Origin of the sequence: Pseudoduganella sp. R-34 (genome assembly GCF_049904655.1) — a bacterium.
GTDB lineage: Bacteria > Pseudomonadota > Gammaproteobacteria > Burkholderiales > Burkholderiaceae_D > Rugamonas.
Genome location: NZ_CP184572.1, coordinates 5,710,782 through 5,736,706, shown reverse-complemented (window position 1 = coordinate 5,736,706; position 25,925 = coordinate 5,710,782). Strand labels below are relative to the sequence as shown.

General features: G+C 63.3%; 24 protein-coding genes and 1 tRNA gene. 17 read left to right on the top strand and 8 right to left on the bottom strand.

All coding sequences use genetic code 11. The annotated features are described in order from the left end of the window. Positions 1-5 precede the first annotated feature (5 nt). Genes wecB through ACN9MW_RS26335 form a run of 4 tightly spaced genes read left to right on the top strand, consistent with a single transcriptional unit; the run spans position 6 to position 3,492 of the window. Positions 6-1,166, top strand: coding sequence for a non-hydrolyzing UDP-N-acetylglucosamine 2-epimerase (gene wecB, locus ACN9MW_RS26350; protein WP_426164439.1), 1,161 nt, complete (start codon positions 6-8; stop codon positions 1,164-1,166). Next, entirely contained in the window at positions 1,156-1,944 is a 789-nt protein-coding gene (locus ACN9MW_RS26345) for a YaiO family outer membrane beta-barrel protein (protein WP_426164436.1), read from the top strand. The genes wecB and ACN9MW_RS26345 overlap by 11 nt, the downstream gene beginning before the upstream one ends. Positions 1,945-1,946: 2 nt before the next feature. After that, positions 1,947-2,753, top strand: coding sequence for a hypothetical protein (locus ACN9MW_RS26340; protein ID WP_426164433.1), 807 nt, complete (start codon positions 1,947-1,949; stop codon positions 2,751-2,753). After that, the gene (locus ACN9MW_RS26335; protein ID WP_426164430.1) at positions 2,740-3,492 is read left to right on the top strand and encodes an alpha/beta hydrolase; all 753 of its coding nucleotides are present in this window, start codon (positions 2,740-2,742) and stop codon (positions 3,490-3,492) included. Before ACN9MW_RS26340 ends, ACN9MW_RS26335 begins: the two co-directional genes overlap by 14 nt. Here the strand turns inward: ACN9MW_RS26335 and ACN9MW_RS26330 are convergent. Together ACN9MW_RS26330 and ACN9MW_RS26325 are read right to left on the bottom strand one after the other, a co-directional pair. Next, entirely contained in the window at positions 3,479-4,870 is a 1,392-nt protein-coding gene (locus tag ACN9MW_RS26330) for a C13 family peptidase (RefSeq protein WP_426164427.1), read from the bottom strand. The genes ACN9MW_RS26335 and ACN9MW_RS26330 overlap by 14 nt on opposite strands. Further along, the gene (locus tag ACN9MW_RS26325; protein ID WP_426164424.1) at positions 4,857-5,495 is read right to left on the bottom strand and encodes a DUF4136 domain-containing protein; all 639 of its coding nucleotides are present in this window, start codon (positions 5,493-5,495) and stop codon (positions 4,857-4,859) included. The genes ACN9MW_RS26330 and ACN9MW_RS26325 overlap by 14 nt, the downstream gene beginning before the upstream one ends. A gap of 162 nt (positions 5,496-5,657) precedes the next feature. Between ACN9MW_RS26325 and pepN the strand changes: the two genes are divergently transcribed. From pepN to ACN9MW_RS26310, 3 genes are all read left to right on the top strand, one after another. Beyond that, positions 5,658-8,273, top strand: a complete 2,616-nt coding sequence (gene pepN, locus ACN9MW_RS26320) for an aminopeptidase N (RefSeq protein ID WP_426164421.1) — start codon at positions 5,658-5,660, stop codon at positions 8,271-8,273. Between the two features lie 23 nt (positions 8,274-8,296). After that, a complete protein-coding gene (locus ACN9MW_RS26315; protein ID WP_426164418.1) occupies positions 8,297-9,304 on the top strand; it encodes a class 1 fructose-bisphosphatase in 1,008 nt (335 codons plus the stop codon). Positions 9,305-9,371: 67 nt separating this feature from the next. Next, positions 9,372-9,447, top strand: a tRNA-Thr gene (locus tag ACN9MW_RS26310). A 49-nt stretch (positions 9,448-9,496) separates the two neighbouring features. Here ACN9MW_RS26310 and ACN9MW_RS26305 read toward each other — a convergent pair. The 5 genes from ACN9MW_RS26305 to ACN9MW_RS26285 all read right to left on the bottom strand — a co-directional run bounded on the left by ACN9MW_RS26305 (position 9,497) and on the right by ACN9MW_RS26285 (position 12,592). Then, positions 9,497-9,808 carry a hypothetical protein gene (locus tag ACN9MW_RS26305; protein ID WP_426164415.1) on the bottom strand — a complete coding sequence of 104 codons (312 nt, stop codon included), beginning with the start codon at positions 9,806-9,808 and terminating at the stop codon, positions 9,497-9,499. 143 nt (positions 9,809-9,951) lie between these two features. Beyond that, positions 9,952-10,299, bottom strand: coding sequence for a hypothetical protein (locus ACN9MW_RS26300; RefSeq protein ID WP_426164413.1), 348 nt, complete (start codon positions 10,297-10,299; stop codon positions 9,952-9,954). A gap of 14 nt (positions 10,300-10,313) precedes the next feature. Further along, positions 10,314-10,820, bottom strand: coding sequence for an SMI1/KNR4 family protein (locus tag ACN9MW_RS26295; RefSeq protein WP_426164410.1), 507 nt, complete (start codon positions 10,818-10,820; stop codon positions 10,314-10,316). A 132-nt stretch (positions 10,821-10,952) separates the two neighbouring features. Then, positions 10,953-11,507 carry a hypothetical protein gene (locus ACN9MW_RS26290; RefSeq protein ID WP_426164407.1) on the bottom strand — a complete coding sequence of 185 codons (555 nt, stop codon included), beginning with the start codon at positions 11,505-11,507 and terminating at the stop codon, positions 10,953-10,955. A 152-nt stretch (positions 11,508-11,659) separates the two neighbouring features. Then, positions 11,660-12,592, bottom strand: a complete 933-nt coding sequence (locus ACN9MW_RS26285; RefSeq protein WP_426164404.1) for an alpha/beta fold hydrolase — start codon at positions 12,590-12,592, stop codon at positions 11,660-11,662. Between the two features lie 160 nt (positions 12,593-12,752). Between ACN9MW_RS26285 and ACN9MW_RS26280 the strand changes: the two genes are divergently transcribed. After that, complete coding sequence (locus tag ACN9MW_RS26280) at positions 12,753-13,706, top strand: alpha/beta fold hydrolase (RefSeq protein WP_426164401.1); 954 nt, start codon at positions 12,753-12,755, stop codon at positions 13,704-13,706. Here the strand turns inward: ACN9MW_RS26280 and ACN9MW_RS26275 are convergent. Further along, the gene (locus ACN9MW_RS26275; RefSeq protein ID WP_426164398.1) at positions 13,657-14,556 is read right to left on the bottom strand and encodes a LysR family transcriptional regulator; all 900 of its coding nucleotides are present in this window, start codon (positions 14,554-14,556) and stop codon (positions 13,657-13,659) included. The genes ACN9MW_RS26280 and ACN9MW_RS26275 overlap by 50 nt on opposite strands. A gap of 128 nt (positions 14,557-14,684) precedes the next feature. Here ACN9MW_RS26275 and ACN9MW_RS26270 point away from each other — a divergent pair, with 128 nt between their 5' ends. From ACN9MW_RS26270 to ACN9MW_RS26230, 9 genes are all read left to right on the top strand, one after another. Continuing rightward, positions 14,685-16,634, top strand: a complete 1,950-nt coding sequence (locus tag ACN9MW_RS26270) for a TonB-dependent receptor domain-containing protein (RefSeq protein WP_426164395.1) — start codon at positions 14,685-14,687, stop codon at positions 16,632-16,634. A gap of 77 nt (positions 16,635-16,711) precedes the next feature. Continuing rightward, positions 16,712-17,824: an isochorismate synthase gene (locus ACN9MW_RS26265; protein ID WP_426164392.1), complete on the top strand. Its 1,113-nt coding sequence runs from the start codon at positions 16,712-16,714 to the stop codon at positions 17,822-17,824. Then, positions 17,821-19,395 (top strand): (2,3-dihydroxybenzoyl)adenylate synthase, encoded by a 1,575-nt coding sequence (locus ACN9MW_RS26260; protein WP_426164389.1) that lies wholly within the window; start codon positions 17,821-17,823, stop codon positions 19,393-19,395. The genes ACN9MW_RS26265 and ACN9MW_RS26260 overlap by 4 nt, the downstream gene beginning before the upstream one ends. Positions 19,396-19,410: 15 nt before the next feature. Beyond that, positions 19,411-20,271: an isochorismatase family protein gene (locus tag ACN9MW_RS26255; RefSeq protein WP_426164386.1), complete on the top strand. Its 861-nt coding sequence runs from the start codon at positions 19,411-19,413 to the stop codon at positions 20,269-20,271. An 8-nt stretch (positions 20,272-20,279) separates the two neighbouring features. Next, positions 20,280-21,113: a 2,3-dihydro-2,3-dihydroxybenzoate dehydrogenase gene (gene dhbA / locus ACN9MW_RS26250; protein WP_426164384.1), complete on the top strand. Its 834-nt coding sequence runs from the start codon at positions 20,280-20,282 to the stop codon at positions 21,111-21,113. A 16-nt stretch (positions 21,114-21,129) separates the two neighbouring features. Further along, entirely contained in the window at positions 21,130-22,287 is a 1,158-nt protein-coding gene (locus tag ACN9MW_RS26245; RefSeq protein WP_426164381.1) for an efflux RND transporter periplasmic adaptor subunit, read from the top strand. 6 nt (positions 22,288-22,293) lie between these two features. Further along, positions 22,294-25,404 carry a multidrug efflux RND transporter permease subunit gene (locus ACN9MW_RS26240; RefSeq protein WP_426164378.1) on the top strand — a complete coding sequence of 1,037 codons (3,111 nt, stop codon included), beginning with the start codon at positions 22,294-22,296 and terminating at the stop codon, positions 25,402-25,404. Then, positions 25,382-25,630 carry a hypothetical protein gene (locus ACN9MW_RS26235; protein ID WP_426164376.1) on the top strand — a complete coding sequence of 83 codons (249 nt, stop codon included), beginning with the start codon at positions 25,382-25,384 and terminating at the stop codon, positions 25,628-25,630. Before ACN9MW_RS26240 ends, ACN9MW_RS26235 begins: the two co-directional genes overlap by 23 nt. Next, positions 25,627-25,923, top strand: coding sequence for a hypothetical protein (locus ACN9MW_RS26230; protein WP_426164374.1), 297 nt, complete (start codon positions 25,627-25,629; stop codon positions 25,921-25,923). The genes ACN9MW_RS26235 and ACN9MW_RS26230 overlap by 4 nt, the downstream gene beginning before the upstream one ends. Positions 25,924-25,925 lie beyond the last annotated feature (2 nt).

The window sequence follows — 25,925 nt, the reverse complement described above, 5'->3', positions numbered from 1 at the left end:
CCATTTTGAGCGCAAACAGCATCCTCCTTTGCATGGGCACGCGGCCCGAGATCATCAAGATGGCGCCGGTCTACTACGCGCTGAAGCACGAGGGACTGGAGCCCTTGCTGCTGCATACCGGCCAGCACGAAGACATGGCCGACCCGATGTACCGCTTCTTCAAGATCCTGCCCGACTTCAGCTTGCCGCTGCAGCGCACGTCCGATGCGCTGCATCACCTGTCGGCCATGTTGCTGGAAAAGCTGGGCGCAGCCTTCGAGGCAGTCAAGCCCGCAGCAGTGCTGGTGCATGGCGATACCGCCAGCGCGGCCATGGCGGCACTGGCGGCGTTCTACCAGCATATCCCGGTGGGCCATGTGGAGGCGGGCTTGCGCTCGCACAACCGCTTCAATCCGTTCCCGGAAGAGCAGAATCGTGAGCTGATCGGCAGGCTGGCGGACTGGCATTTCGCACCGACTGAAAACGCGCGCCTGAACCTGTTGCGTGAAAACGTCGGAGGCGACCGTATCCATATGGTCGGCAATACTATTGTCGACGCAGTGCGCCTGGCAACCACCGACCCGGAGCTGGCAGGCAACCCGGATGAATTGTCCAGCGACGAGCTGCGCGGCCTGCAGGAGGTGGCGGCAGGGCGGCGCCTGGTGTTTATCACGGCGCACCGCCGCGAAAACCTGGGGCAGCCCCTGCTGTCGATTTCGACCACGGTGCGCAAGCTGTTGCTGTCTGACGAAGACCTGGTGATCGTCTGGCCGGTGCACAGCAATCCAAAGATCCGGGCGACGGTCGATGAAGTGTTCACCGACCTGCCGGAAGAAGTATCGGAACGCATCTTCCTGACCCGGCCACTGAACTATTCGACCACGCTGCAACTGCTGCGCCAGTCCTGGCTGGTGTTGACCGATTCCGGCGGCATCCAGGAAGAAGCGGCTTGCCTGCACGTGCCGGTGCTGATCCTGCGCGAAACCACCGAGCGGCCGGAACTGGTGGCCAGCGGCGGGGGACGCCTGATCGGTACCGATGGCGCAGCCATTATCGAGGCCGTCGATGCGCTGCGCGCGGACGCCCATGCTTATTCGGCAATGCGTGCCGCCCCCAATCCCTTCGGCGACGGCTTTGCCGCCGCACGCATCAAAGACATCATGATACGGAGTATGAATGACTCGTAAGTTACGCCTGCCTTTCATTGGCCTGGCAGCCTTGCTGGCGGCCGGGCAGCCTACGGCCCAGGCCGATAACACCGGCACGGTTGAAGCAGGGGTGCTGCACCATAGCCTGAGCGACGGCTTTGGCACCTGGAACCAGCAATTCGTGCGGGGCTCGCTGCGGACCTCCGACGCGACGGTGTGGAATGCGGACCTGGTGAATGCACGCCAGTTCGGCGCGCATGGCGCCCTGGTAGTGGGCGGCGTTACCCACGTCTTCAATGAGGACTGGTATGGCAGCCTGGCCGCCAGCCATGGCAGCAGCTTTTTCTTCCCGCAGTCGCGCGGCGACGCGGTGATCAACCGCAAGCTGGGCGACGCCCGCAATGTGATTGCCACCGTCGGCGTGACCGCAGTGAATGCGCGCGACGGCCATCGCGATCGCAGCCTGTTGCTTGGCCTGTCGTGGTACCTGCCGAATGCCTGGGTGCTGCAGGGCGGCACCCGAATCAACCGCAGCAACCCGGGCGGCGTGATGGCCAACGCCAAGTATATTGCCGCGACCTGGGGCTACAACAAACAGCAATACATCGCGTTGCGCTACGATATGGGCGAGGAGGCTTACCAGTACATCGGCGCCGGTTCGGCAGACTTGCTGGTGAACTTCCGCAGCAGCGTCGTCAGCGGCACCTGGCGCAAGTGGCTGGCCCCGACCTATGGCTTCCAGTTGCGCGCGGAGGCTTACCATAACCCTTTCTATGACCGCCGCGGCCTGGAAGCGGCCCTGTTCAAGGAATTCTGAGCGTGAAGCAATTGCATGCATTGCAGCGCAAGATCGACGATATGCGCTTTCGCGGCTTCGGCGGCAGCGCGATCCAGCTGCACCGCTCGATGTACCAGATCAAGCTAAGCCGCACCAACCTGCTGGGATCCCTGGCGCTGCCCGCCGTGTTTACCGTCGTGCTGCTTTGCCTGTTGTCGCCGATCCTTGCACTGTGGCGTGGCCTGTTCGAATTCTGGCTGCCACGTCTCGCCCCGCAGGGGAGTGTCGCGCTTCGCCAGGTCGACCTGGGGGCCTACTACTTGGACCTGCCGTTTCCGCTGCTCCCTGCCGGAGATCCAGGCGACCAGCTGTGGTGGATCACGCTGGCGGGTTGCGTGCTTGCCTTGCTGGCGACGTTCCTGGTATCGCGCGACCGCTTCCTGCCATTGCAGTACATCGTGCGAGCTTGCCTGCTGGTGCAGGGTACGGCGCTGATTTTTTTCCACTACCTGCCGGGCGAGTTTCCGTATGACTCGGCGCGCTACCTGGGCGATACGCTGACGATGGCGTTGATCTTCCTGTTCATGATGCCGTGGGGACTAGGCGCGACTTACTACATGTTCGGATTTTCGCTATGGCGCAAAGTCGGCTTGACCGTGTGTACGTTGGCCTACTTCGTTGTGGCTTTCCCCATGCAGTACTTGCTGCATGCATATGTGCTGCACCATTTAACGTTGCTGTTCTTGCCGTTGTTGTACCTGGTATTCGGCATCTTCATGGATGTGATGATGTTTGTCGCCCTGTACTCCTGGGGCATGAGCTGGGCGCGCGCGGATGCGCGCACGTAAGCCGCTCATGCGCATGGCTACGACGCTGCTGCTGACCGCACTGGTAGCCTACCTGGCCGTGTGCACCGTGGTGTTTTTCCGCCAGCGCAGCATGATCTACTACCCCCAGGCATTTGAAGGCGGCACTGTGCTGACATTGGGCGCCGGCGTGCGCGTTGGCGTCACGTTGCACGAGCAGCCGGGGCCTTTTGCAGTGATCTACTTTGGCGGCAATGCCGAGGCGGTGGGGTATGGCTTGCCGGAGCTGCAGGCTGTCTTTCCCGGCCAGGCGCTATATTTAATGCACTACCGCGGCTACGGCGCAACGCCGGGCGAGCCGACCGAGACCGGCTTGTTTGCCGATGCGCTGGCACTGTACGAGCATGTTCGCGCCCAGCATCCCCAGGTGACGGTCGTGGGACGCAGCCTTGGCAGCGGCATTGCCACCCGGCTGGCCAGCGTCAAGGCGGTCGACCGGCTGGTGCTGGTCACGCCCTACGACAGCATGGCTGGCGCGGCTTCGCACCACTTTCCCTGGCTGCCGGTACGCCTGCTGCTGCGCGACCGCTACGACTCGGCCAGCTACGCGCCCAAGGTCAACGCCCCGACCACCATCCTCGCCGCCGAGCGCGACGAGGTTATTCCGCGCGCCAGCAGTGAAGCCCTGTACCGCAGCTTCCGCCCTGGCCTGGCCACTCTCCACGTCGTTCCTGGTGTGGGTCACAACGACATCTCACTGCGCGACGTTATTGGAAAGTAGCGAGCTTGGCGCGGATAGCGGTCCCGACCGAGATCTGCGGGTTCGAATAGCCGTCGTCCTTGCCCGCCTCCACTTCGCGCTTGCGGATGACTTCCCGGGCAGCGGCATGGGCTTGCTCAAAGGAGCGCGTGTGGGTGCGCAGCTGTTCGTCGAACATGGCGCGGCCGAAGAAGGTCAGCTCCGACTTGTAGCCGCAGCCGTAGGAAGTGTGGTCGGCATCGGCTGCAGTCAGCACCATGGTTGCATCGTCCTTCAGCGACGGAATCCAGCTGCCCGAGAAGCAGGCCGACACTGCAATTACGCGATTCCGGATGCCCGCTTCATCCAGCCACTTGCGCAGCATGGACGGGGTCAGCTCGGTCAATTCGAACGGCCAGAAGTCCGCCGCCAACTGGCCTTCGCGCGCGCCGTGCGAAGTCAGGTAGATGAACAGCACATCTTCGTCCTTGTCCATGGTACGCGCCACGCTGCGGATCGCCTTCTGCAGGTTCACGGTGGTGGCCCAGGGCAGTTTTTCGGCAGTCTGGAAATGGTTCACCAGCTGCAGTGTGCGGCCTTCCGTGCCGAAGCGCTGCGACATCACGTCCGCCACCATCTGGCTCTCGCGCCGGAACACCTCATCGCCGTAAGGCGCGAAGGTCAGCGCATACATGTCGACCTTGCCCGGGCGCTGCGGCGCCAGCCCTGCCAGTTGGCGCGACAACAGCACCGGCTGCGACTCCATCAGTTCCGCGGTCAGCTTCAGGTAGCGCGACGATTCCTCGTTGTTGGCTTCCTGCTTTTTCGGATACCAGAAATCAGGCTGCTGGGTGGCTACACCCAGCGCCACGACGCCCGCCATCATGCCCGCTGCGAACGCCAGCGGCCAGCGCCGACCGCGTCCGCCGCGCGCCAGCAGCACAAGTTGCGACAGGATCATCAGGGTGACCGGAATCCCCCAGGCAATCCACGCGCCCCATTGCCCCAGGTAGCGCACCGACCAGGCTTCAGACCCGCCATCAAGCATGGCAGCAAAGCACAGGTCAACAAACAGCTCCAGCCAGACGGTCTGCGCCAGCAGCAGGGTAGTCAGCAGCGCCAGGTCCGGCGCCGCGCCGGGACGCCCGCTCGGCCCTGTTCCACGTGTCATCAGCGCATAGAAGGGCAGCAGGGCGAAAGGCAGCCAGCCGTAGGCGATGGCCTTCCAGTAGAAGATCGCCGGTCCCTGGATATACAGGCGCTGGAACGATAAGGAGATCGCCAGCACCAGCAATACCAGGGCCGCGACGACGCCCGGTCCGGTGGACAGGCCTTCCCAGCGCGGCGAACGGAAAAAAGCGGTGGAAGCGCCTTCGCGCAACCACCGCCCGATCGATTTGACGGCGTTATTGGAGCTCAAGATCTACGCGCTTGGCCTTTCCGCTTTCGCCCGGGAAGCCGGTGAAGGCGCTTTGCACCAGGGCGGGCATGACCAGCGGCGTCGATTGCTTGCGGCTGGTGTTCTGCACCGTTACGTCATACAGCTTCTTGCCCTGCAGGTTGTTGATGGTGACGCGCAGGTTGCGGTCATAGTTATGCTGGATGGTTTCGCGGAATTCCATCGGGCCCCACATCCACGGATCGTAGTATGGGCGGTAGAAACCGTAGTAGCGATAACGGTAAGGGTAGTAGCCCCAGCGCGGGTAATAACCCCATGGGCCGGGACCATACATCCACGGGTCGGTCGCCGTCAGGACCTTGACCGGGCGGTCGATGGTGCTGAACTGCATGCCGACGCGCAGCTTGGCGTCCTTGGTGCTGGCGGCCTGGCTGAAGCCCAGCTTGGCCAGTTCACCGCTGACCAGGTTCTGGTAGCTGCGGTATTCTAGCGTATCCTCGCCCGGCGCCGGTGTTTCGAAGGTATACGATTTGTCCTGCATGTCGCTCGGCCACTCGTGGAACACCGTGACGTTGCTGTGCAGGGTAGTGGCACAGCCGCTCAGCAACAAACTGGTGGCCGCCACCAAAATGGCTAGCGCTTTCATGGCAACACTCCTTTTATACTCATAGGCCAGTTTAATCCGGCAACATGCGTTTCACCTAATTATTACAGAATGTTACCCCCGCGGGGAGAGCGGAAAAGAATCGGGCGTGCCCGGCTTCCGGTATTGGTAAAATAGTCTTCTTTGTCCTCGCTCGCCCAAACCATGCGTACCGACAGCCCGCAAACGATCTATCGTAAAGACTACACCCCGCCCAGCTACTTGGTGGAGACCGTGGAACTGGGCTTCGACCTCGATCCCGCCTGTACCATCGTCGCCAACCGCGTGCAGCTGCGCCATAACCCGGACAGCAAGAGCCACGACCTGGTGCTGCACGGCGAAGCCATTGAGCTGATCGCCCTGCGCATGAACGGGATGGTGCTGAACCCAAACCAGTACATTATTGGCAACAACACCCTGACCATCCGTAACGCGCCGGTCAATGTGCTGCTGGAGATCGAAACCACCTGCGCCCCGGTTGAAAACACCACGCTTTCGGGCCTGTACACCTCGGGCAGCGGTTTCTACACCCAGTGCGAGGCCGAAGGCTTCCGCCGCATCACCTACTTCCCGGACCGTCCGGACGTGATGGCGCGCTACACCGTGATGCTGCGCGCCGACAAGGAGCAATACCCGGTCCTTCTCTCCAACGGCAACCTGCTGGAAGAGGGCGAGCTCGGTGACGGCCGCCACTATGCCAAGTGGGAAGACCCGTTCAAGAAGCCGTCCTACCTGTTCGCCCTGGTGGCAGCGCGCCTGGTGTGCCAGGAAGAGAAATTCAAGCTGAAGTCGGGCCGCGAAGTGCTGCTGCAGGTGTGGGTGGAAGAGGGCAACCTCGACAAGACCGACTACGCCATGCAGTCGCTGAAGAATTCCATCCGCTGGGACGAGGAACGCTGGGGCCTGGAGCTGGACCTGGACCGCTTCATGATTGTCGCCGTGAGCGACTTCAACATGGGCGCGATGGAAAACAAGGGGCTGAATATCTTCAACACCAAGTTCGTGCTGGCCAACCCGCGCACCGCAACCGACATCGACTACTCCGGCATCGAGGCAGTGGTGGGCCACGAATACTTCCACAACTGGACCGGCAACCGCGTGACATGCCGCGACTGGTTCCAGCTGTCGCTGAAGGAAGGCCTGACGGTGTTCCGCGACCAGGAATTCAGTGCCGACATGATCGGCACCGACAGCGGCCGCGCCGTGACCCGCATCGACCAGGTGCGTACGCTGCGCCAGGCCCAGTTCCCGGAGGACGCCGGCCCGATGGCACACCCGGTGCGTCCCGATTCCTTCGTCGAAATCAACAACTTCTACACGGTGACCGTGTACGAAAAAGGCGCCGAAGTGGTGCGCATGTACCAGACCTTGCTGGGCCGCGAAGGCTTCCGCAAGGGCATGGACCTGTATTTCGAACGCCATGACGGCCAGGCCGTGCAATGCGACGATTTCCGCGCCGCGATGGCCGACGCCAACAAGCGCGACCTGAAGCAATTCGAACGCTGGTACAGCCAGGCCGGCACGCCGGTGGTGAGCGCCAGCGGCCATCACGATGGCGCCAAACAAGTGTATGAACTGACGCTGCGCCAGTCCTGCCCGGCCACGCCGGGCCAGGACAACAAGCTGCCGTTCCACATCCCGGTCGCCGTGGGCCTGCTCGGCCGCGATGGCAAGGACCTGATTTCGACCCGCGTACTAGAGTTGACCGAGGCCGAACAGACGTTCCGCTTCGAAGGCATTGCCGAGGCGCCGGTGCCGTCCATCCTGCGTGATTTTTCTGCACCGGTCGTGCTGGAGTACCCGTACACCGACGATGAATTGCTGCACCTGTTCCGCTACGACAGCGACCCGGTGAACCGCTGGGAAGCCGGCCAGCGCCTGGCCATGGAACGCCTGCTGTCGTTGACCCAGGCGGTGCTGGACGACAAGCCGCTCGAGCTGGACGACACCTACATCGGCGCCTTGCGCGCGGTCCTGACCGACAAGGAGCTGGATGCCGCCTTCCGTGAGCAATGCCTGATCCTGCCGTCGGAGACGATCATCGCCGAGCAGATGGAAGTGGTGCACCCGCAAGCAATCCACAGCGCGCGCCAGTTCGTGCGACACGCCATCGGTACTGCTTTGCATGCGGAGCTGCTGCAGGTGTATGCAGAAAATGCAACGCCAGGCGCCTACAGCCCGGACGCCATCTCGGCCGGGAAGCGCGGCCTGAAAAACGTGGCGCTGGCCTACCTGCTGGTGCAGCCGAACGCAGAAGCGGCCAAGCTGGCCGGCGAGCAGTTCGCTGCCGCTACCAATATGACCGATCGCGCCGCCGCCCTGTCCGCCCTGATCCACAGCGGCGCCGACGCCGGCAAGCAGCTGGACGCCTTCTACAAGGACTTCAAAGCCGAAGCGCTGGTGGTGGACAAGTGGTTCGCCATGCAAGGCTCCGCCCCGCACACCAATGTGGCCAAAGTGCGCGAACTGATGAAACATCCGGCCTTCACGCTGAAGAACCCGAACCGCGCGCGCAGTCTGCTGTTCAGCTTCTGCAACCAGAATCCATCGCAATTCCATGCTGCCGATGGCAGCGCCTACGAATTCTGGGCCGAACACGTGATCAAGCTCGACGCCCTGAACCCGCAAGTCGCCGCACGCCTGGCACGCAGCATGGACCGCTGGCGCCGTTATGCGCCGGCGCTGCAAGTCCACATGCGGCACGCGCTGGAAAAAGTCGCCGCCACCACGCCGTTGTCGAATGACGTGATGGAAGTGGTCAGCAAAGCACTCGCAAACTAATTAAGCACAAACCTAGGGAAACAATGAAACGTATCAGCCTGACCCAATACCTCGTTGAAGAACAACGCCAGCACCACTCCATTCCGGCCGAACTGCGCCTCCTGATCGAGGTGGTGGGCCGCGCCTGCAAAACCATTTCCCACAGCGTCGGCAAGGGCGCACTGGGCGAAGTGCTGGGCGCGCTGGAATCGGAAAACGTGCAGGGCGAAGTCCAGAAGAAGCTGGATGTGATCTCCAACGAGATCCTGCTGGAAGCGAACGAATGGGGCGGTCACCTGGCAGCAATGGCTTCGGAAGAAATGGAAGACATCCACCCGATTCCTAACCGTTACCCGAAAGGCGAATACCTGCTGGTGTTCGACCCGCTGGACGGCTCCTCCAATATCGATGTCAACGTATCGATCGGTACCATCTTCTCCGTGCTGAAAGCGCCGGAAGGCATGACCGAGCCGACCGAACAGGACTTCCTGCAGCCAGGCGCCAAGCAAGTGGCCGCCGGCTACGCCCTGTACGGCCCGCAGACCCTGCTGGTGCTCACCACCGGTAACGGCGTGAACTGCTTCACCCTGGACCGCGAGATGGGTTCGTGGGTGCTGACCCAGCGCAATATGCAGATTCCAGCCAAGACCAAGGAATTCGCGATCAACTCGTCCAACCAGCGCCACTGGCACGCGCCGGTGCAGCGCTACATCGGCGAACTGCTGGCAGGCACCACCGGTCCGCGCGGCACCGATTTCAATATGCGCTGGATCGCCTCCATGGTGGCCGACGTGCACCGTATCTTGAACCGCGGCGGCATCTTCATGTACCCGGCCGACCTGAAAGATCCAAGCAAGCCAGGCCGCCTGCGCCTGATGTACGAAGCGAACCCCATGTCCTTCATCGTCGAACAGGCCGGCGGCATGGCCACCGACGGCAAGCGCCGCATCCTCGACATCCAGCCTGAGAAGCTGCACCAGCGCGTGCCGGTCTTCCTCGGTTCCCGCGACGAAGTGGCACTGGTTACCAGCTATCACCAGGAAGGCGTGTAATTTTTACAATGATGGCGTCCCGATACTAGCAAACGCGCAAGTTTGTTTGCTATAATCCGGGCTCTTTGCCGGTGTAGCTCAGTTGGTAGAGCAGCTCATTCGTAATGAGAAGGTCGGGAGTTCGATTCTCTTCTCCGGCACCAGGACGTATAAAAACCCTGTCAGGTCATTGATCTGGCAGGGTTTTTTCGTTTAACGCTGGGCGAATAGTGCAATCAGCGCGAGAAATATCGCGACTTGAAGTGCGATCATTTGATGATGCTGGGCGTCCATGCGGGCGTGGAGTTTTTCCACGGCCTCGTGCAGCTTTGCTTCGAATTCTGCTCGCAACTCAAGGCGGAGGGAATTCAATCCGGTCTCGATTTGCGTCTCGATTTCCTTGAACCGGCAATCGATATGCGCCCGCAGCGCCTTCAATTCGCATGAAAGATTGACCATTGCATTCTCCAGCTGGTTCAAGCGCTCTTCGTGGTCAGCGAGCTCTGGTAGTGGCGTAACAACCATGGCGGCTCCTCAAGTGATCCTATCATTTTCGCCATACCACCAAGCGCCCGTTTGGTTCAACTCAAATGTGCATGGCGCTGCGTTACTTTCCGTTACTGCGACGAGACCGCGATCGGCTTGCGATGTGCACGGGCCTTCTTTTTTCACCGCTTAAAGGTATCAAATTCAAGGTAATAGTTGACTTGGTCAATGAATTCTTGCGGCCCCGCCTTCTCCCAACTAATGGAATTCGAGATATGTGCAAGGACATTCACAAGCATCCACTCCTTCAAATTCTTATCTCTCAAAACAAGTGGAAGTTCCAAGCCATCATCGTTTAAAAAGACCTCATCGTCTTCCAGGCTTTGCACGTAGTCCCAAGGCACATAATAAAATTCTGCCTTTTGCGGATTCGACAACCAAGCCTCCACATCTGTATGAATCCATGCTTCCTGCTTTAGTCCTTTTAGGCCGGCTATCAGCTCCGAAATGGATTTAAAGTGCTCAATCATTGAAATTCCTTATTTTATTCGGGCCATTCGTCGGAATCGTACTCTGAGTTGTGCATCAAACTATCCATGAAAATTTTGAACGAGCCAGCCAAACGTCTCTGCGCTTTGACGAAATTTTCCGCAACACTCCGAGCTGGATCAAATCCGTCTGTCGCATAGAAATGCGCCGAACCGTCACACAAATGAAGGCAAAAGAAATTCCCTCCAGGGTCGTAGGCGAAAGGAAGCAGGTGATCGGGAATGACATCTTTTGCGCACATCAACTGATAGTGCTCTATTAGTAGCGAACTTTGAGAACCAGCAGCGCTCCTCCTGTGCCTAATCGGATAAAAGCCTGCTATTTCCAAGGGCTCCCATTCGTCGTTGCCTGGAATTAGGCTATCTTCTGGTACCCCACCGTTATATTTCAGATAGTGCTGACGAAACTCGCTTGGCAGCTTATGCCTCAGCACTGCTTCGCAAGCATCCAGGTCAACATCTTCAAGCGGTTGTGAGCAGCCGTAAAACTCGTTGTTCTTCATTCTATTGCCTCGGCTTTAAACAAGCCTCCTTCACGAAACTTTCCAGCACCAAAAGCGGCGGGCTTACCCCAAGAGGAATTCCCTGGTATTCATACAGGACTGGCATCGCGCGCAGTGGAATGCATGCTGAGCTCATTGGCAGACTCCTTTGCGGGTCTTGATCTCCCCTGACCAAATTTCAAAACACGCATCCATTGCTTCAGCCAAGGCAATTACTTTTTCCTTTGCTGCGGGGTCGTCTACGCGCTGTCCATTTGGTACGCGATGATAGTCATACCAATCATTAGGGCCGAAGATTCCGGCCAGATGTGCATGGACCCTGAAAACGATGTGATGCATCCGCCAGCAGGTCGCGTCCTCAAACTCCCTTAGTTCATCCTTTATTGCGCTCCGGCTCTTTCCGCCCATCCAAAGTTTTGTACTAAATGCGATGGCAATTCTGCCGTAGTCCGATTGGCTTTTGTCGTAATCGGGATCGCTGAACAGCACCTTCCATCTGGGAATCTCGGCAAATCGTAGCGAGCACATGATCGGGCGGAATAGCCGCTGGCTTTTGTCGACCGCGTCGATCGACTGGGGCAGCTCCGTATAAAACCTTGCGAATACTTCGATCAAATGACCAACATTCGTGGGGACAAGCTCAATATAGCGCCCGATCACAAAGCCAGATTTACCCTCTTTGTTCATGGCCGGGACGTAAAACAAATCTCCCGGCTTGGCTTTGCTCGTTAGTGGTTTCAAGATTACAGTGGGCGCTATTTTCGAGGCGAATCAGATACTAAAAAAACATTTAACCATTTGCAACTCATGCTCAATCGTGCGCATGAACTTGCTTTAGGCTATCTAGCCTTGCGTGCGAGGAAACCGCGCATCAGCTTGCCGATTTGCTCGCCTTCCTCTTCGAGGGCAAAGTGGCCGGTGTCGAGCAGGTGCAGCTCGGCTTTGGGCAGGTCGCGCAAGTAAGGCGCGGCGCCGGCTGCAGGGAAGATCTGGTCGTTCTTGCCCCAGGTGATGAGCATCGGTGGCTGGTGTTTGCGGAAGTAGGCTTGCCATTCCGGATAGTGCGCCGGATTGCTGCCGTAGCTGTAGAACAGCTCGAGCTGGATATCCTTGTTGCCGGGACGGTCCATATAGGCCTGGTCGACGGTCCATGCGTCCGGGCTGATCTTGCTGGCGTCGCGCGCGCCATGCGTGTACTGCCATTTGGTTGCACCGATCTCGAAGAACGGTTTCAGTTTGGCGGCATTCGCTTCGGTCTTGTCAGCCCAGTAGACCTTGAACGGCGCCCAGAATTCATTGTCGATGCCTTCGGTGTAGGCATTGCCGTTCTGGACCACGATGGCGGATACGCGCTCGGGATGCGCGGCAGCCAGGCGAAAGCCGATCGGAGCGCCATAGTCTTGTACGTACAAGGCGTACTTCGATGCGCCGACGGCGACGGTGAACTTGTCGACCACGTTCGCCAGGTTGTCGAAGCTGTAGGCGAACTTGTCGACGGCAGGGGCATCGCTCTGGCCAAAACCCGGATAGTCGGGTGCGATCACGTGGTAGCGGTCGGCCAGCTGCGGAATCAGGTTGCGGAACATCTGGGACGAGGTGGGGAAGCCGTGCAGCAGGAGCACGGTGGGCGCATCTTTAGGGCCGGCTTCGCGGTAGAAGATGTTGACGCCATCGACCTTTACGGTGCGGTAGCTCACGTCCGTGGTGGCTGCGGATGCGGTGATGGCAGCGAAGGCCAGGGCCAGGGACGCGGCGATGCGGGAGGTTTTCATGTTCGTTTCCTTCAAGAGTGGTTTTGATGGGATGGATTGTAGGAAGCGTCCCTGGGTGCCGGAACTACGCGCAGCGAAACAATCCATTTCGCCGGGCGGCGTTCCGCCTGGCGCAGGGTGTCGATAGAGTGGGGCCATTGACAATCCTCTGGAGAACAACATGAAAGCATTCGTAGCAGCTGCCGCCATTGCACTTGCCGGAGCCGCGCACGCGGCACCCGTTGCTTACCGCACCGTCGCCGTCGATGGCATCAATATCGCTTACCGCGAAGCCGGCGATGCGAGCAAGCCGACCGTCCTGCTGCTGCACGGCGTGCCAAGTTCGTCCCGCATGTACGACGGGCTGCTGCGCAGGCTGGGCGACCGCTATCACCTGTTGGCGCCGGACTATCCCGGCTTCGGCAACAGCGACGCGCCCGATCCGGCGAAGTTCGCCTACACCTTCGACAACCTGGCGGCGGTGATGCAGAAATTCACAGATGCCGTCGGTACGCAACGCTATGTGCTGCTAATGCAGGATTACGGTGCGCCGGTCGGTATGCGCATGGCACAGGCAAGGCCGCAAGCGGTGCAGGCGCTGGTGTTCCAGAACGGGAATGTGTACGAAGACGGGCTGGGCGCGATGTGGGCCAAGCGCAAGCCGTTCTGGGCGGACCGCGCCGCGCACGAGAAGGACGTCATCGCCGTGCACCAGTCAGTGGCGGCGACGCGCGCACGGCATATCGGCAGCGATCCTGCAATCGAAGCCTACGATCCGGATTTGTGGATGGATGAACATGCCTATCTCAATCGCCCTGGCCAGGCGCGCATCCAGGCCGATCTGATTTACGACTACCAGCACAACCTGGCGGCTTATCCTGAATGGCAGGCCTGGCTGAAACAGCGCCAGTTGCCCACGCTGGTGGTATGGGGCAAGCACGACCTGGCGTTCACGGTGCCCGGCGCGCAAGCCTTCAAGCGCGACAATCCTTCAGCCGAAGTGCATATCCTGGACGGTGGTCACTTTGTGATGGATACCCGGCTGGACGACGTCGCCGCGATCACCGGCGATTTCCTCGGCAAGCTCAGTTCAGGTGCGGGTGCGTCCGCAGGTGCTGCGCCAGCAGGTCAATGAATTTGCGCACCTTGGAGGAGCCGTATTTGCTTTCGCGGTGCAGGATATGCACCGGCCATGGCTCCTCTTCAAATTCCGGCAGGATGATTTTCAGCTGGCCTGTCGCCAGTTCTTCAGCCATCTGGTAGGACAGCAGGCGGCAGATGCCCAATCCTTCGACGGCCGCACGAATCGCAGCATCGTTGCTGGTTACGGTAAACCGGGGCTTGATGCGGACGGTGAGCGGATTGCCGTCGCGCCCGAATTTCCATTCGACGCGCGGCGTGATATTGCTGGCCGAAATAATCGTATGCTGCTGCAGCTCTTCCGGATGCCGCGGCACGCCATGCCGGGCAAGATACTCGGGGGAAGCGCACAGCACGCGCCGCATCTGGCCAACGCGCAAGGCCTTCATGCTGGAATCGGGCAGGGGACCCAGTCGCACGGCTACGTCCATGCCTTCTTCAATCAGGTTGACGACGCGGTCGAGGAAGTAGGCCGAGACGTCGACCTCCGGGTACTGCTTCAGGAATTGCACGATGCAGGGTGTGACGAATTGCTTCCCGAACAGGACCGAGGCGGTGACGGCCAGGTTGCCTTTGGGCTCGGCGTTGATGCCGGCGGCGGCGCCATTGGCCTCTTCGATGCTGGCCAGGATGTTGCGGCAGTCGTCCAGATAGCGCTGGCCGGCTTCGGTCAGGCGCACATTGCGCGTGGTCCGCTGCAGCAGCTGGACACCCAGCTTTTCCTCCAGCGCCGAAATGGCGCGCGTGATCGCCGCCGGCGACATGTCAAGGCTGCGCGAGGCGGCGGCAAAGCTTTCCTGCTCGCCAACCGCCACGAATACCGTCATCAGGTGCATGTGATCCATGTTTTTCCTCCTGGCGAGGATGGTAGCCGTTAATAATTAAGACAGATTAACTTTTTTGCCTTATACTTCTTGCATGATTGAATGCGAATGATTATCATTTGCGTTCATTTTAATTCTTGAACCTTGTTATGTCCCTTTCGAAATCCCTCATCGCGGCAAGCCTGGCCGCCATCGGCCTTCCTGCGTTTGCCGATGATGCAGGCGGTGTCGGCGATGGCAGCGTCGTTGTGGTAACCGCCTCCATGCGCGCCCACACCGTGGCCGCAGCACCTGCCTTCACCACCGTCATTACAGCCGAAGATATCGCCAGGTCGCCGGTCAATGGCCTGGCCGACCTGCTGCGCGACAGCGTCGGCGTCAATAACCAGACCGACGATAATGGCCGCGACGAAATCCGCATTCGCGGCCTGGGCGGCAAGTACACGCTGATGCTGGTGAACGGCAAGCGAGTCTCGTCCGGCGGAGCCTTGTGGCGCGGCGGCGATTTCGATTTCAGCTCGATCCCGCTGTCCAGCATCAAGCGGGTGGAAATTGTGCGCGGCCCAATGGCGGCGCTGTACGGCTCCGACGCGATGGGCGGCGTGATCAACATCATCACCTGGCCGGCCACCAGGGAGTGGAAGGGCAGCTTGACCGGTGAGTACCGTGAGGTGGACAGCGGCTATGGCGGCGACCAGTACCGCGTCGGCGCCAGCCTGTCGGGCGCGTTGAGCGACACTTTCAGCCTGTCCCTGGCCGGCGAGCGCTATGACCGCGACGCATGGTGGGGCGCCCCGGCCAGCGACGCGACGCGCACCCCGCGCCTGGAAGAGAAAAAGGCCAGCAACCTGACCGGCACCCTGACCTGGCAACTGGCGGAAAACCAGTCGCTGGATTTCGACCTGGGCTACAACAAGGACAAGCGCCCGCGCGTGATGTACTACTACGCCTTCTTCCCCGAGTGGAATTTCGAATCGAAGGACATTCGCGACCAGGAAATCGAGCGCAACACCTATGGCCTGACCCACCGCGCCGACTGGGGCTGGGGTAACACCACGGCCTACATCACCCGCGAGAGCGCTGAAATCCATGACTTCAACACGCGCTACGATGCGCCGCAACAGCGCACCCTGAAGGAAGAGAACACCTATGCCAAGTTCTACGGCAATACCACCCTTGGCATCAACGCGCTGACTGCCGGCGTCGACCTGCGCCGCCAGGTGATCCGCGATGCGGTCAGCTACAAGGATACCGGCAAGGTCAGCACCGACAGCAAGGCTGTTTTCATCGAGGATGAACTGGCCCTGGCCAAGGATCTGCACCTGACGCTGGCCGGCCGCCTGGACGACCATAGCGTGTTTGGCAGCCACTTCTCGCCCAAGAGCTACCTGGTATGGCAAAGCAATGATTCGCTGACCGTGAAAGGCGGCATCAGCAAGGCCTTCAAGGCGCCGGACGCCTATCAGCTGACGAAGGAGTACCGTATCGTGAGCTGCGGCGGAAGCTGCTTCCTGGCAGGGAATCCGGAACTGTCTCCCGAGACCAGCACCAACTACGAGCTGGGCTTCGAAGTGCACCAGAAAGGCTGGGACCTGACCGCCGTCGTCTTCAAGAACGATGTGGACGACATGATCGTGGCGACCTACGATGCGCCGACCAATTCGCGCCGCTGGGTCAACGTTGCGCAGGCCAAGACCAAGGGCCTGGAACTGGAGGGCAGCGTGCAACTGCATCCTTCGCTGACCCTGTCGGGCAACTTCACTCACCTGAAGGCTGATTACGTCAACGAGAACGGCAAGACTACGGTGCTGGACAACCGTCCCGAGAACGTGGGCCACATCGGCCTGGCCTGGACCGCAGTACCCGGGGTGCAGGCGTCGCTGTCGGCGCACTATACCGGCAAGCAGTTCTACTCCGAGAAGGAACTGCCGGCCTATACCCGCGTCGACCTGGGCCTCTCGGCCAAGGTCGGCAAGCACTGGACGCTGCGCACCGGCGTCAAGAACCTGACCGATGTCGACCTGTCCGAGAAGAGCAAGAACTTCAGCTTCTTCGAATTGGGCCGCAATTACTACGTCAGCGCCACTTACGGCTTCTGACCCCGCAGGGGCATGCCCCTGAATTCCCTAGCCAGCGTAAAGCCAGCGAACCATTCAAACAGTTTGCGAGGTAGAACATGGCTACAAGCTTATTCCTGTCGCGCCACCGTTCGCTGCGTGGCAGCGGCGTTGCGGAACGCATCGAAACGCCGGCACACGATGCCGGCCGCCTGCAGGCCGATGTCGCGGCAGCCTTGCGCCGCGCGCGCGCGCGCGGCAATCCGCATCCGGTGGCGCTGGGCGCCATTCCCTTCGATACGCGCCAGCCGTCCGCGCTGGTGGTGCCGGTGGTGTCCGAATTCGTCGAGCGCGGTGATGTGGCGCGTGGCGAAGCGTCGGACTTGCCGCCCATCCTTCATACGCAGAGCATTCCCGGCGAGGAGCGCTTCAAGCAGGGCGTGCGCCAGGCTGTGGCCAACTTCGGCCTGAGCGACATCCGCAAGGCCGTGCTGTCGCGCTTGCTGGACGTCGAGCTGGCCGGCCATGCCGATGCTGGCGATATCTTCCGTCGCCTGGTATCGCGCAATCCTTCCGGTTTCCAGTTCCGCCTGCCGCTGGCCGACGGTTCGGAACTGGTGGGCGTCAGCCCCGAGCTGCTGTTGCGTAAGCAGGGCGCGCGCATGGAATCGAATCCGTTGGCCGGTTCTGCGCGACGCGATGCCGATCCGGTGCGCGATCGCGAGGTGAGCGAGGCGCTGCTGCGCTCTTCCAAGGACGCCTACGAACACCGCCTGGTGACGGACGAGATCCGCCGCGTGCTGGCGCCGGTCTGCCGCGACCTGGTGATTCCGGAGCGGCCGTCGCTGCTTTCGACTGCCGCCATGTGGCACCTGTCGACGCCGATCGAAGGCGAGCTGCACGATCCGGCGATGGGGGCGCTGGAGCTGGCCTGCCGCCTGCATCCGACGCCCGCCGTCTGCGGCTTCCCGACACGCCTGGCGCGCAAGTTGATCGACCTGGTCGAACCATTCGACCGCGGCCTGTTCGCGGGTATGGTGGGCTGGTGCGACGATGAAGGCAACGGCGAATGGGCCGTGACCATCCGCTGCGGCCGGGTGGCTGGCAACCGCGTGCAGCTGTTTGTCGGAGCCGGCATCGTGGCCGATTCCTGTCCGGATGCCGAATGGGCCGAAACCCAGGCCAAATTGCAGACCATGCTTGGCGCCCTGAGCGCAAGGGAGGCCGCGTGATCGAATTCACTCATTGGCCGCAGGACGCGGCGCAACGCTACCGCGAGCAGGGACTGTGGGCCGGCTTGCCGTTGACCGAGATCCTGGAGCGGCAGGCGCGCGAACATCCCCAGGGCATCGCCGTGATCTGCGGCGAGCGCATGCTCAGCTATCGCGAACTGGACGAGCAGGCGGAACAACTGGCGCAAGCGCTGGCCCGGCGCGGGCTGGGCGTGGGCGATACCGCCCTGGTGCAGCTGCCCAATGTGGCCGAGCTGTATATCGCTTTCTTTGGCTTGCTGAAGGCCGGCGTGGCGCCGGTGAATGCGCTGTTCAGCCATCAACGGCTGGAGCTCACGGCGTATGCGCAGCAGCTGCAGCCGAAGCTGCTGGTTGCTTCGGCCAGCCACCCCTTGTTCGCCAACGACGCGTTCGCGCGCGAGCTGGCCGTGCCGCACACCATGGTGCTGGGCGCGGACGGCTTCCGCGAACAGCCGCAGGGCATCGGGCCGCGGCCGCAGCATGCACCCGCTTCCGAAGTGGCGTTCTTCCAGCTGTCCGGCGGCAGCACCGGCACGCCCAAGCTGATCCCGCGCACCCATGACGATTACTACTACAGTGTGCGGCGCAGTGCGGAAATCTGCCGTCTGGACCGCGGCACGCGCTTCCTGTGCGCACTGCCGGCAGGCCACAACTTCCTGCTCAGCTCCCCCGGCGCGCTGGGCGTATTCCACGCCGGGGGCACCGTGGTGCTGGCGCCGGCGCCGGAACCGCTGGCCTGTTTCGCCTTGATCGAACGGCATGGCGTGAACATGGCGGCGCTGGTGCCGTCGGCAGTGGCGTTGTGGCTGCAGGCGGCGCAGCAGCCGGAACGCCGCGCGCAGCTGTCCTCGCTGCGCCTGCTGCAGGTGGGCGGCGCCAGCTTCGCCGAAGCGCTGGCGCGCCGTGTACCGCAGGAGCTGGGCTGCGCGCTGCAGCAGGTATTCGGCATGGCCGAGGGCCTGGTGAACTACACGCGCCTGGACGATCCGGACGACGTGGTCTACGCCACCCAGGGCCGCCCCATGAGTGACGCCGACGAGGTGCGCGTGCTGGACGCGGACGGCCAGCAGGTTGCCGACGGCGAGACCGGCATGCTGGCCACGCGCGGCCCTTACACCTTCCGCGGCTACTACCGCGCTGCCGAACACAATGCGCGCGTATTCGATGCGGACGGCTTCTACCACACGGGCGACCTGGTGCAGCGCAGCGCCGGCGGCAACCTGCGCGTCGTCGGCCGGGTGAAGGACCAGATCAATCGCGGCGGCGAAAAGATCGCGGCGGAGGAAGTGGAAAACCTGCTGCTGCGCCATCCGGGCGTGCTGCAGGCGGCGCTGATCTCGGTGCCCCATGCGCTGCTGGGCGAAATGAGCTGCGCCTGCATCGTGCCGCGCGGCGACAGCCTGCGCCCGGTCGAACTGCGCAAATACCTGCGCGGCCTGGGCGTGGCCGACTACAAGCTGCCCGACCGCTTTGAAATGCTGGACCGCCTGCCGTTGACGGCGGTCGGCAAGACCGACAAGCTGGCGCTGCGCGCCAGCATCCCGAACTGAGATGGAGCCTGGACCATGAGTATTCCCGTTATTTCTTCCTACCCGATGCCGCAGCCGGACAGCCTGCCCGCCAACAAGGTGGCGTGGCAGCCCGAGGCCGGCCGCGCCGTGCTGCTGGTGCACGACATGCAGGATTACTTCCTGCGCTTCTATGGCCAGGACAGCGAACTGCGCACCGCGCTGGTGGCCAATATCGCCGCGCTGTGCGCATGGGCGCGGGCGGCCGGCGTGCCGGTGGTGTACACCGCGCAGCCGGTCAAGCAGAGCCCGGAAGAGCGCGCGCTGCTGAACGATATGTGGGGCCCGGGCCTGACCACAGCCGATCCGGCGCTGCAGCAGGTGACCGCCGCGCTGGCGCCGCTGCCGGGCGATACGGTACTGGTCAAATGGCGCTACAGCGCCTTCCAGCGCTCCGAGCTGCAGTCCCTGATGCGCGATTGGGGCCGCGACCAGCTGCTGATCGCCGGCGTGTACGCCCATATCGGCTGCATGACGACTGCGCTGGACGCCTTCATGCGCGACGTGCAGCCGTTCATGGTTGCCGACGCGCTGGCCGACTTCAGCGAAGAGGAGCATCGCATGGCGCTGCGCTACGTGGCTGGTCGCTGCGGCAGCGTGACCCATACGGCGCAGGTGCTCGCCGCGCGTCCGCCGCTGACCATCGACTGGCTGCGCGCCAGCCTGCTGCCGCGCCTGGAGGAGGGCAGCTTCGGGCCGGACGACAACCTGGTCGATTACGGCCTCGATTCGCTGGAAGTGATGGCGCTGGTGGCCGAATGGGAGAAGCTGGGCTTGCGCGTCAGCTTCGAAGAATTGGCCGGCACGCCGACGCTCAACGCGTGGTGGGACGTCCTGCAGCGCAAGATCGCCGCATGAGGTGAGCCATGTTCCTGGCCGACCAGAACAACCTCGCTTCGGCGCGTCCGCAGGCGCCGCCGCGTCCTCCCGGCTTCCACTTCGAAGGGCGCCAGGTATGGGTGACCGGCGCCGGGCGCGGCATCGGCTACCAGGCGGCGATGGCGTTTCGCCAGCTGGGTGCGCGCGTGATCGGCATCGACCGATGCTTCGATTCGGAGCTGGGCTCGCGGCACGGCAAGAAGTACCCGTTCAAGACCGTGCAGCTCGATATCACCGACCGCGCGGCGATCGCCGCGGCTTTCGACCAGCTGCTGCTGGAAACGCCGCGGGTGGATGTGCTGGTCAACGCGGCCGGCGTGCTGCGCCTGGGGCGGCTGGAGAACACCAGCGCCGAGGACTGGCAGGCCTGCTTCGACATTAATGTCAGCGGCGTGTTCCACATCCTCAGCCGGCTGCTGCCGCAGTTCAAGGCGCAGCGTTTCGGCAGTATCGTCAACGTGGCGTCGAACGCGGCGCACGTCCCGCGCCTGAACATGGTGGCCTATTGCGCTTCCAAGTCGGCGCTGGTGAGCCTGAGCCATTGCGCGGGACTGGAGCTGGCGCAGTACGGCGTGCGCTGCAACCTGGTGTCGCCCGGCTCCACCGATACGCCGATGCTGCGCTCCATGCTGCCGGACGACGAAGGCATGCAGCGCACCATCGCCGGCCTGCCCGAGCAGTTCAAGTTGGGCATCCCGTTGCGCAAGATTGCCACCGCCCGCGAGATCGCCAACACCATTGTTTTCCTGGCCTCCGACCTGGCCAGCCATATCACCATGCAGGACCTGGTCGTCGACGGCGGAGCCACGCTGGCAGCATGACCGGATTGGAGCAAATATGCGATTCATGAAGTACCTGCCGGCCCTGTTGCTGCTGGCCGCCTGTGGCGCGAAAGACGAGAAGCCGCCCGCGCCGGCGGTGCCGGAAGTGGCCGTGGCCACGCTGGCGCTGGAGAAGCTGCCGCTGAACAGTGAGCTGGCGGGCCGCGTGGCGGCCGTGCGCGTGTCGGAAGTGCGGCCGCAGGTCGACGGCGTGATCGTGGGGCGCTATTTCGAGGAAGGCGCCGACGTGCGGGCCGGGCAACTGCTGTACCGCATCGACAGTGCCAGCTATGCGGCGCGGCAGGAGCAGGCCAGCGCCGAGCTGGCGCTGGAAAAGGCCCACCTGGTCAACCTGCGCGTGATCGCCGAGCGCTACGCACGCCTGCTGGATTCGCGCACGGTGACGCAGCAGGACCACGACCTGGCGCAAGCCAACTATCAGCAGGGCCTGGCCCGCGTGCGCGCACGCCAGGCATCGCTGCGGGCGGCGGAAATCGACCTGCAGCGCACCGAGGTGCGTGCCGTCATCGCCGGCCGCATCGGGCGCGCGGAAGCCACCGAAGGCGCGCTGGTATCGCGCGCGCAGCAGGAACCTCTGGCGCGCGTGCAGCAGCTTGACCCCGTGTATGTGGACGTGGTGCAGTCCAGCCAGCAGATGCTGGCCTTGCAGCGTGCGCTGCGCAGCGGCAGCCTGAAGCCGGGAGCGCGCGCCGTGACGCTGGCGCTGGAAGACGGCAGCGAGTACGCCCATGCCGGCGAGTTGCAGTTCGCGGAAATGCAGGTGGACCAGCAGACCGGCATGGTGACGCTGCGGGCGCGCTTTCCGAATCCGGAGCGCCTGCTGGTTCCCGGCATGTACGTCCGGGCGCGCGTCGAGCACGGCGTGCAGCCGGAAGTGGTGATGCTCCCGCAGCAGGCGGTGCGCCTGGGCGAAGGGGAGAAGGCGTCGGCGCTGGTGGTCAACGCAAAGGGCGAGGTCGAATTGCGCGAGCTGGTGCTGGCCGGAAGCCACCAGGGACGCTGGGCTGCGCTGTCGGGTGTCCGGGCGGGCGAGCGAGTGATCGTCGAGGGGGCCATGAAGGCGGCGCCGGGAGGGCGCGTCAATGCGGTCGAGTGGCGCGGTGCGGCCCTGGGCGCGGCATCCGTTCCGGTGCAGCCGGGGCACGAGGGCTGAGCGGTGGTGGCGCGTTTCTTTATCGCCCGGCCGGTGCTGGCCTGGGTCCTGGCGGCGGCGGTCATGCTGGGCGGACTGCTGGCGCTGGCCCTGCTGCCGGTGGCACAGTATCCCAACATCGCACCGCCGACGGTACGGGTGTCGGCCAGCTATCCGGGCGCCTCGGCCCAGGTGGTCGAGCACAGCGTGGTGCAGGTGCTGGAGCAGGAGCTCAAGAACCTCAAGCACCTGACCTATTTCGATGCCAGCAGCAGCTCGGCGGGCGAGGCGGAGATCATGCTCACCTTCGAGCAGGGCGCCGACCCGGAGCTGGCCCAGCTGGAGGTGCAGAACAAGGTGAACCAGCTGGCCTATCGCCTGCCGCGTGCGGTGCAGCAGAATGGCCTGAGCGTGACGGCCATGCAGAACAGCTTCCTGATGGTGGTGGTGTTCAGCGACCGCCAGGGCGCGCTGGGCGAGGCGGCGCTGGCGGACTGGATGAGCAGCCAGGTGATCGATGCGGTCAGCCGCGTCCCGGGTGTCGGCGAGGTGCGGAATTTCGGCTCGCCGTATGCCATGCGCGTGTGGCTGCATCCGCATAAGCTGCACAGTTTCGGCCTGATGCCGGCTGACGTGGTGCGCGCCATCGAAAGCCAGAATACCGAGGTGCCGGTGGGCGAGCTTGGCGCGCGTCCGGCGCCGCCGGGGCAGGCGCTGAACGTGTCAGTGACTGCGCTGTCGCGTTTGAAAACGCCGCAGCAGTTCCGCGACCTGATCCTGAAGACCCGCCCGGACGGTGCCGTGGTGCGCCTGTCCGATGTCGCGCGGGTGGAGCTCGGCAGCGAATCGTATGGGGCCGCGTCGCGCCTGGACGGCCAGCCGGCTTCGGGCTTTGCGGTCATGCTGGCGCCGGGCGCCAACGGCCTGGCCACGGCGGCCGGCGTGCGCGAGCGCATCGCGGCGCTGCAGCCGTCTTTCCCGGCCGGCGTGGAGGCGGCCTATCCGGAGGACGCCACGCGCTTCGTCAAGCTGTCAATCCGCCAGGTGGCGGTGACGCTGGCCGAAGCCGTGCTGCTGGTGGTGCTGGTGATGTTCGTCTTCCTGCAGGGATGGCGCGCCACGCTGGTGCCGGTGATCACCGTGCCGGTGGTCCTGCTTGGCACCTGCGGCGTGCTGGCCCTGACCGGCTTCTCGATCAATACATTGACGCTGTTTGCGATGGTGCTGGCGATTGGCCTGCTAGTGGACGATTCCATCGTCGTGGTGGAGAACGTCGAGCGCATCATGGCGGAACAAGGCATCGGCGCGCGCGAAGCGACCCTGCAGTCGATGCGCGGCATCACGGGTGCGCTGGCCGGCATTGCCATCGTGCTGGGTGCGGTATTCTTGCCGATGGCCTTCTTCTCCGGTTCGGTCGGAGTGATCTACCGCCAGTTTTCTGTCACGCTGGTCACAGCCATGGCGCTGTCGGTGCTGGTGGCGATCAGCCTGACGCCGGTGCTGTGCGCAGCGCTGCTGCGTCCCGCCGCGGCGCACGGTGCGGACGGGCGATTTGCGCGTGCCATGGCGGCGCTGCAGCGGCGCTACGACGGGCTGCTGCAAAAATTGCCCGGCCGCCGCTGGCGCCTGGGCGCGGTGTACGCCGTGTTGCTGGGGGCGGCCGCCTGGGGCTACCAGCGCCTCCCGGCATCCTTCATCCCAGTCGACGACCAGGGCACGGTGATGGTGCGTTTTGCGCTGCCGGCCGGCGCCACCTATCCGCGCACGGCCGAACTGGCGCGTCAGATCGAGCGCCATTTCCGCGAGAACGAGAAGGACAACGTCGCGATGGTGTACACCATTGCCGGCATGGGCATGGGCGGCGCCGGCCAGAATGCCGGCATGGCCTTCGTCAACCTGAAGGACTGGTCGCAACGCAAGGGAGCGGAGAACTCGGCGCAGGCGATTGCCGCGCGCGCCACCGGCGCGCTGGGCAAGCTGCGCGATGCACGGGTGTTTGCCATGGTGCCGCCGCCGATCGACGGCCTGGGGGAGGCCAGCGGCTTCGAATTCTGGCTGCAGGATACTTCCGGCGCGACGCCGGAATCATTGGCCGCACGGGCCGCCCAACTGGCCGCCGGGGCGGGTGAATTGCCCGGCGTGATGTATGCGGAAGCCGACGGCAGCGAAAGCAAGGCCCAGCTGCGCATCGACATCGACCAGGCCAAGGCGCTGACCCTCGGCCTGAACCTGGACGATGTCAACAGCACCCTGAGCGCGGCCTGGGGCGGCGTGTACGTCAACGACTACCTGCACGAAGGCCGCGTGCGCAAGGTGCTGGTGCAGTCCGATGCGCAGTGGCGCGCCGCGCCGGACGACCTGCAGCACTGGTCGGTGCGCGGCAGCGGCAATGCCATGACGCCGCTGTCCGCCTTCGCCGGTACGCGCTGGGACAGCGGCCCGACGCAGCTGCGCCGTTTCAACGGCCTGCCGGCAGTGCACATCAGCGGCGCCGGAACGCCCGGCGCCAGTTCCGGCGACACGATGGCGCGCATCGAGGCGCTGGTGGCGCAGCAGCCTTCCAGCCGCCTGGCATGGAGCGGCCTGTCCTACCAGGACCAGCTGTCGCGCGGCCAGGCCCCCATGCTGTACGCGGTATCGGTGCTGTTCGTGTTCCTCTGCCTGGCCGGCCTGTATGGCAGCTGGTCGATCCCGTTCTGCGTGCTGCTGGCAATTCCGCCGGGCGTGCTGGGAGCGGTGGCGGGCGCCGGCGTGCTGGGTCTCGAGCGTGACATCTTCTTCCAGGTCGGCGTGCTGGCCACGGTGGGCTTGTCGGCCAAGAACGCGATCCTGATCGTCGAATTCGCCGAGGCGGCGGTGCGCGCAGGGCAGGGGCCCTGGGCTGCCGTCACGGCCGCCGCCAGCCAGCGCCTGCGGCCCATCCTGATGACCTCACTGGCGTTCGGCGCCGGCATCGTGCCGCTGGTGCTGGCCAACGGGCCCGGCGCGGCAGCGCAGCAGGCCATCGGGGCCAGCGTGCTGGGTGGCGTGCTCCTTTCCACGGCCCTGGGCGTGTTCCTGGTGCCGCTGTTCTATCTCTCCATCCTTGAACTCGGCCAACGCCGGGCATTTGCAAATGATCCTGTTCCTGTTGCTTGACATTGCGGGCTGCTGCCTGCTCTACCTCGGCCACCGCCACCAGGGCTGGCTGGCGCAGCCGATTGGCCCGCTTGGCGTGGCGGCCGGCGCGCTGGCCCTGCTGCTGGCCTTGGCCGCCGCCTGCATTGCGCTGTCGCCGCTGGCGGCGGTGTTCGCGTGGACTGTCGCCAGCATGCTGGCATTCAGCCTGCTGCCGTTCGGCTCCCTGTTGAAAGGAAAACCATGAGCGCCAAACCCGATGCGATCCGGCCGGACTGGTGGAGCAAGACCTTTGCCGGCGCAGTGCTGGGCGCCACGCTGGCGCTGGCCCTCGCCGGGCTGTTCGCCTGGGCCGGGCCGGGCGGCATCAATGCCCGCGAGAAGGCGCAGTTCGTCATGTGGATCATGGCGCCGCTGTGGATGGCCGTTTTCTCCACGGTCTACCTGTTCCGCAGCGGCCTGCGCGCCGTGCTGTGGCTGGGCGGCGCCAATGTGGCCGCCTACAGCCTGCTGTTCTACATCCGTTCCACCCTGGGGTAAGC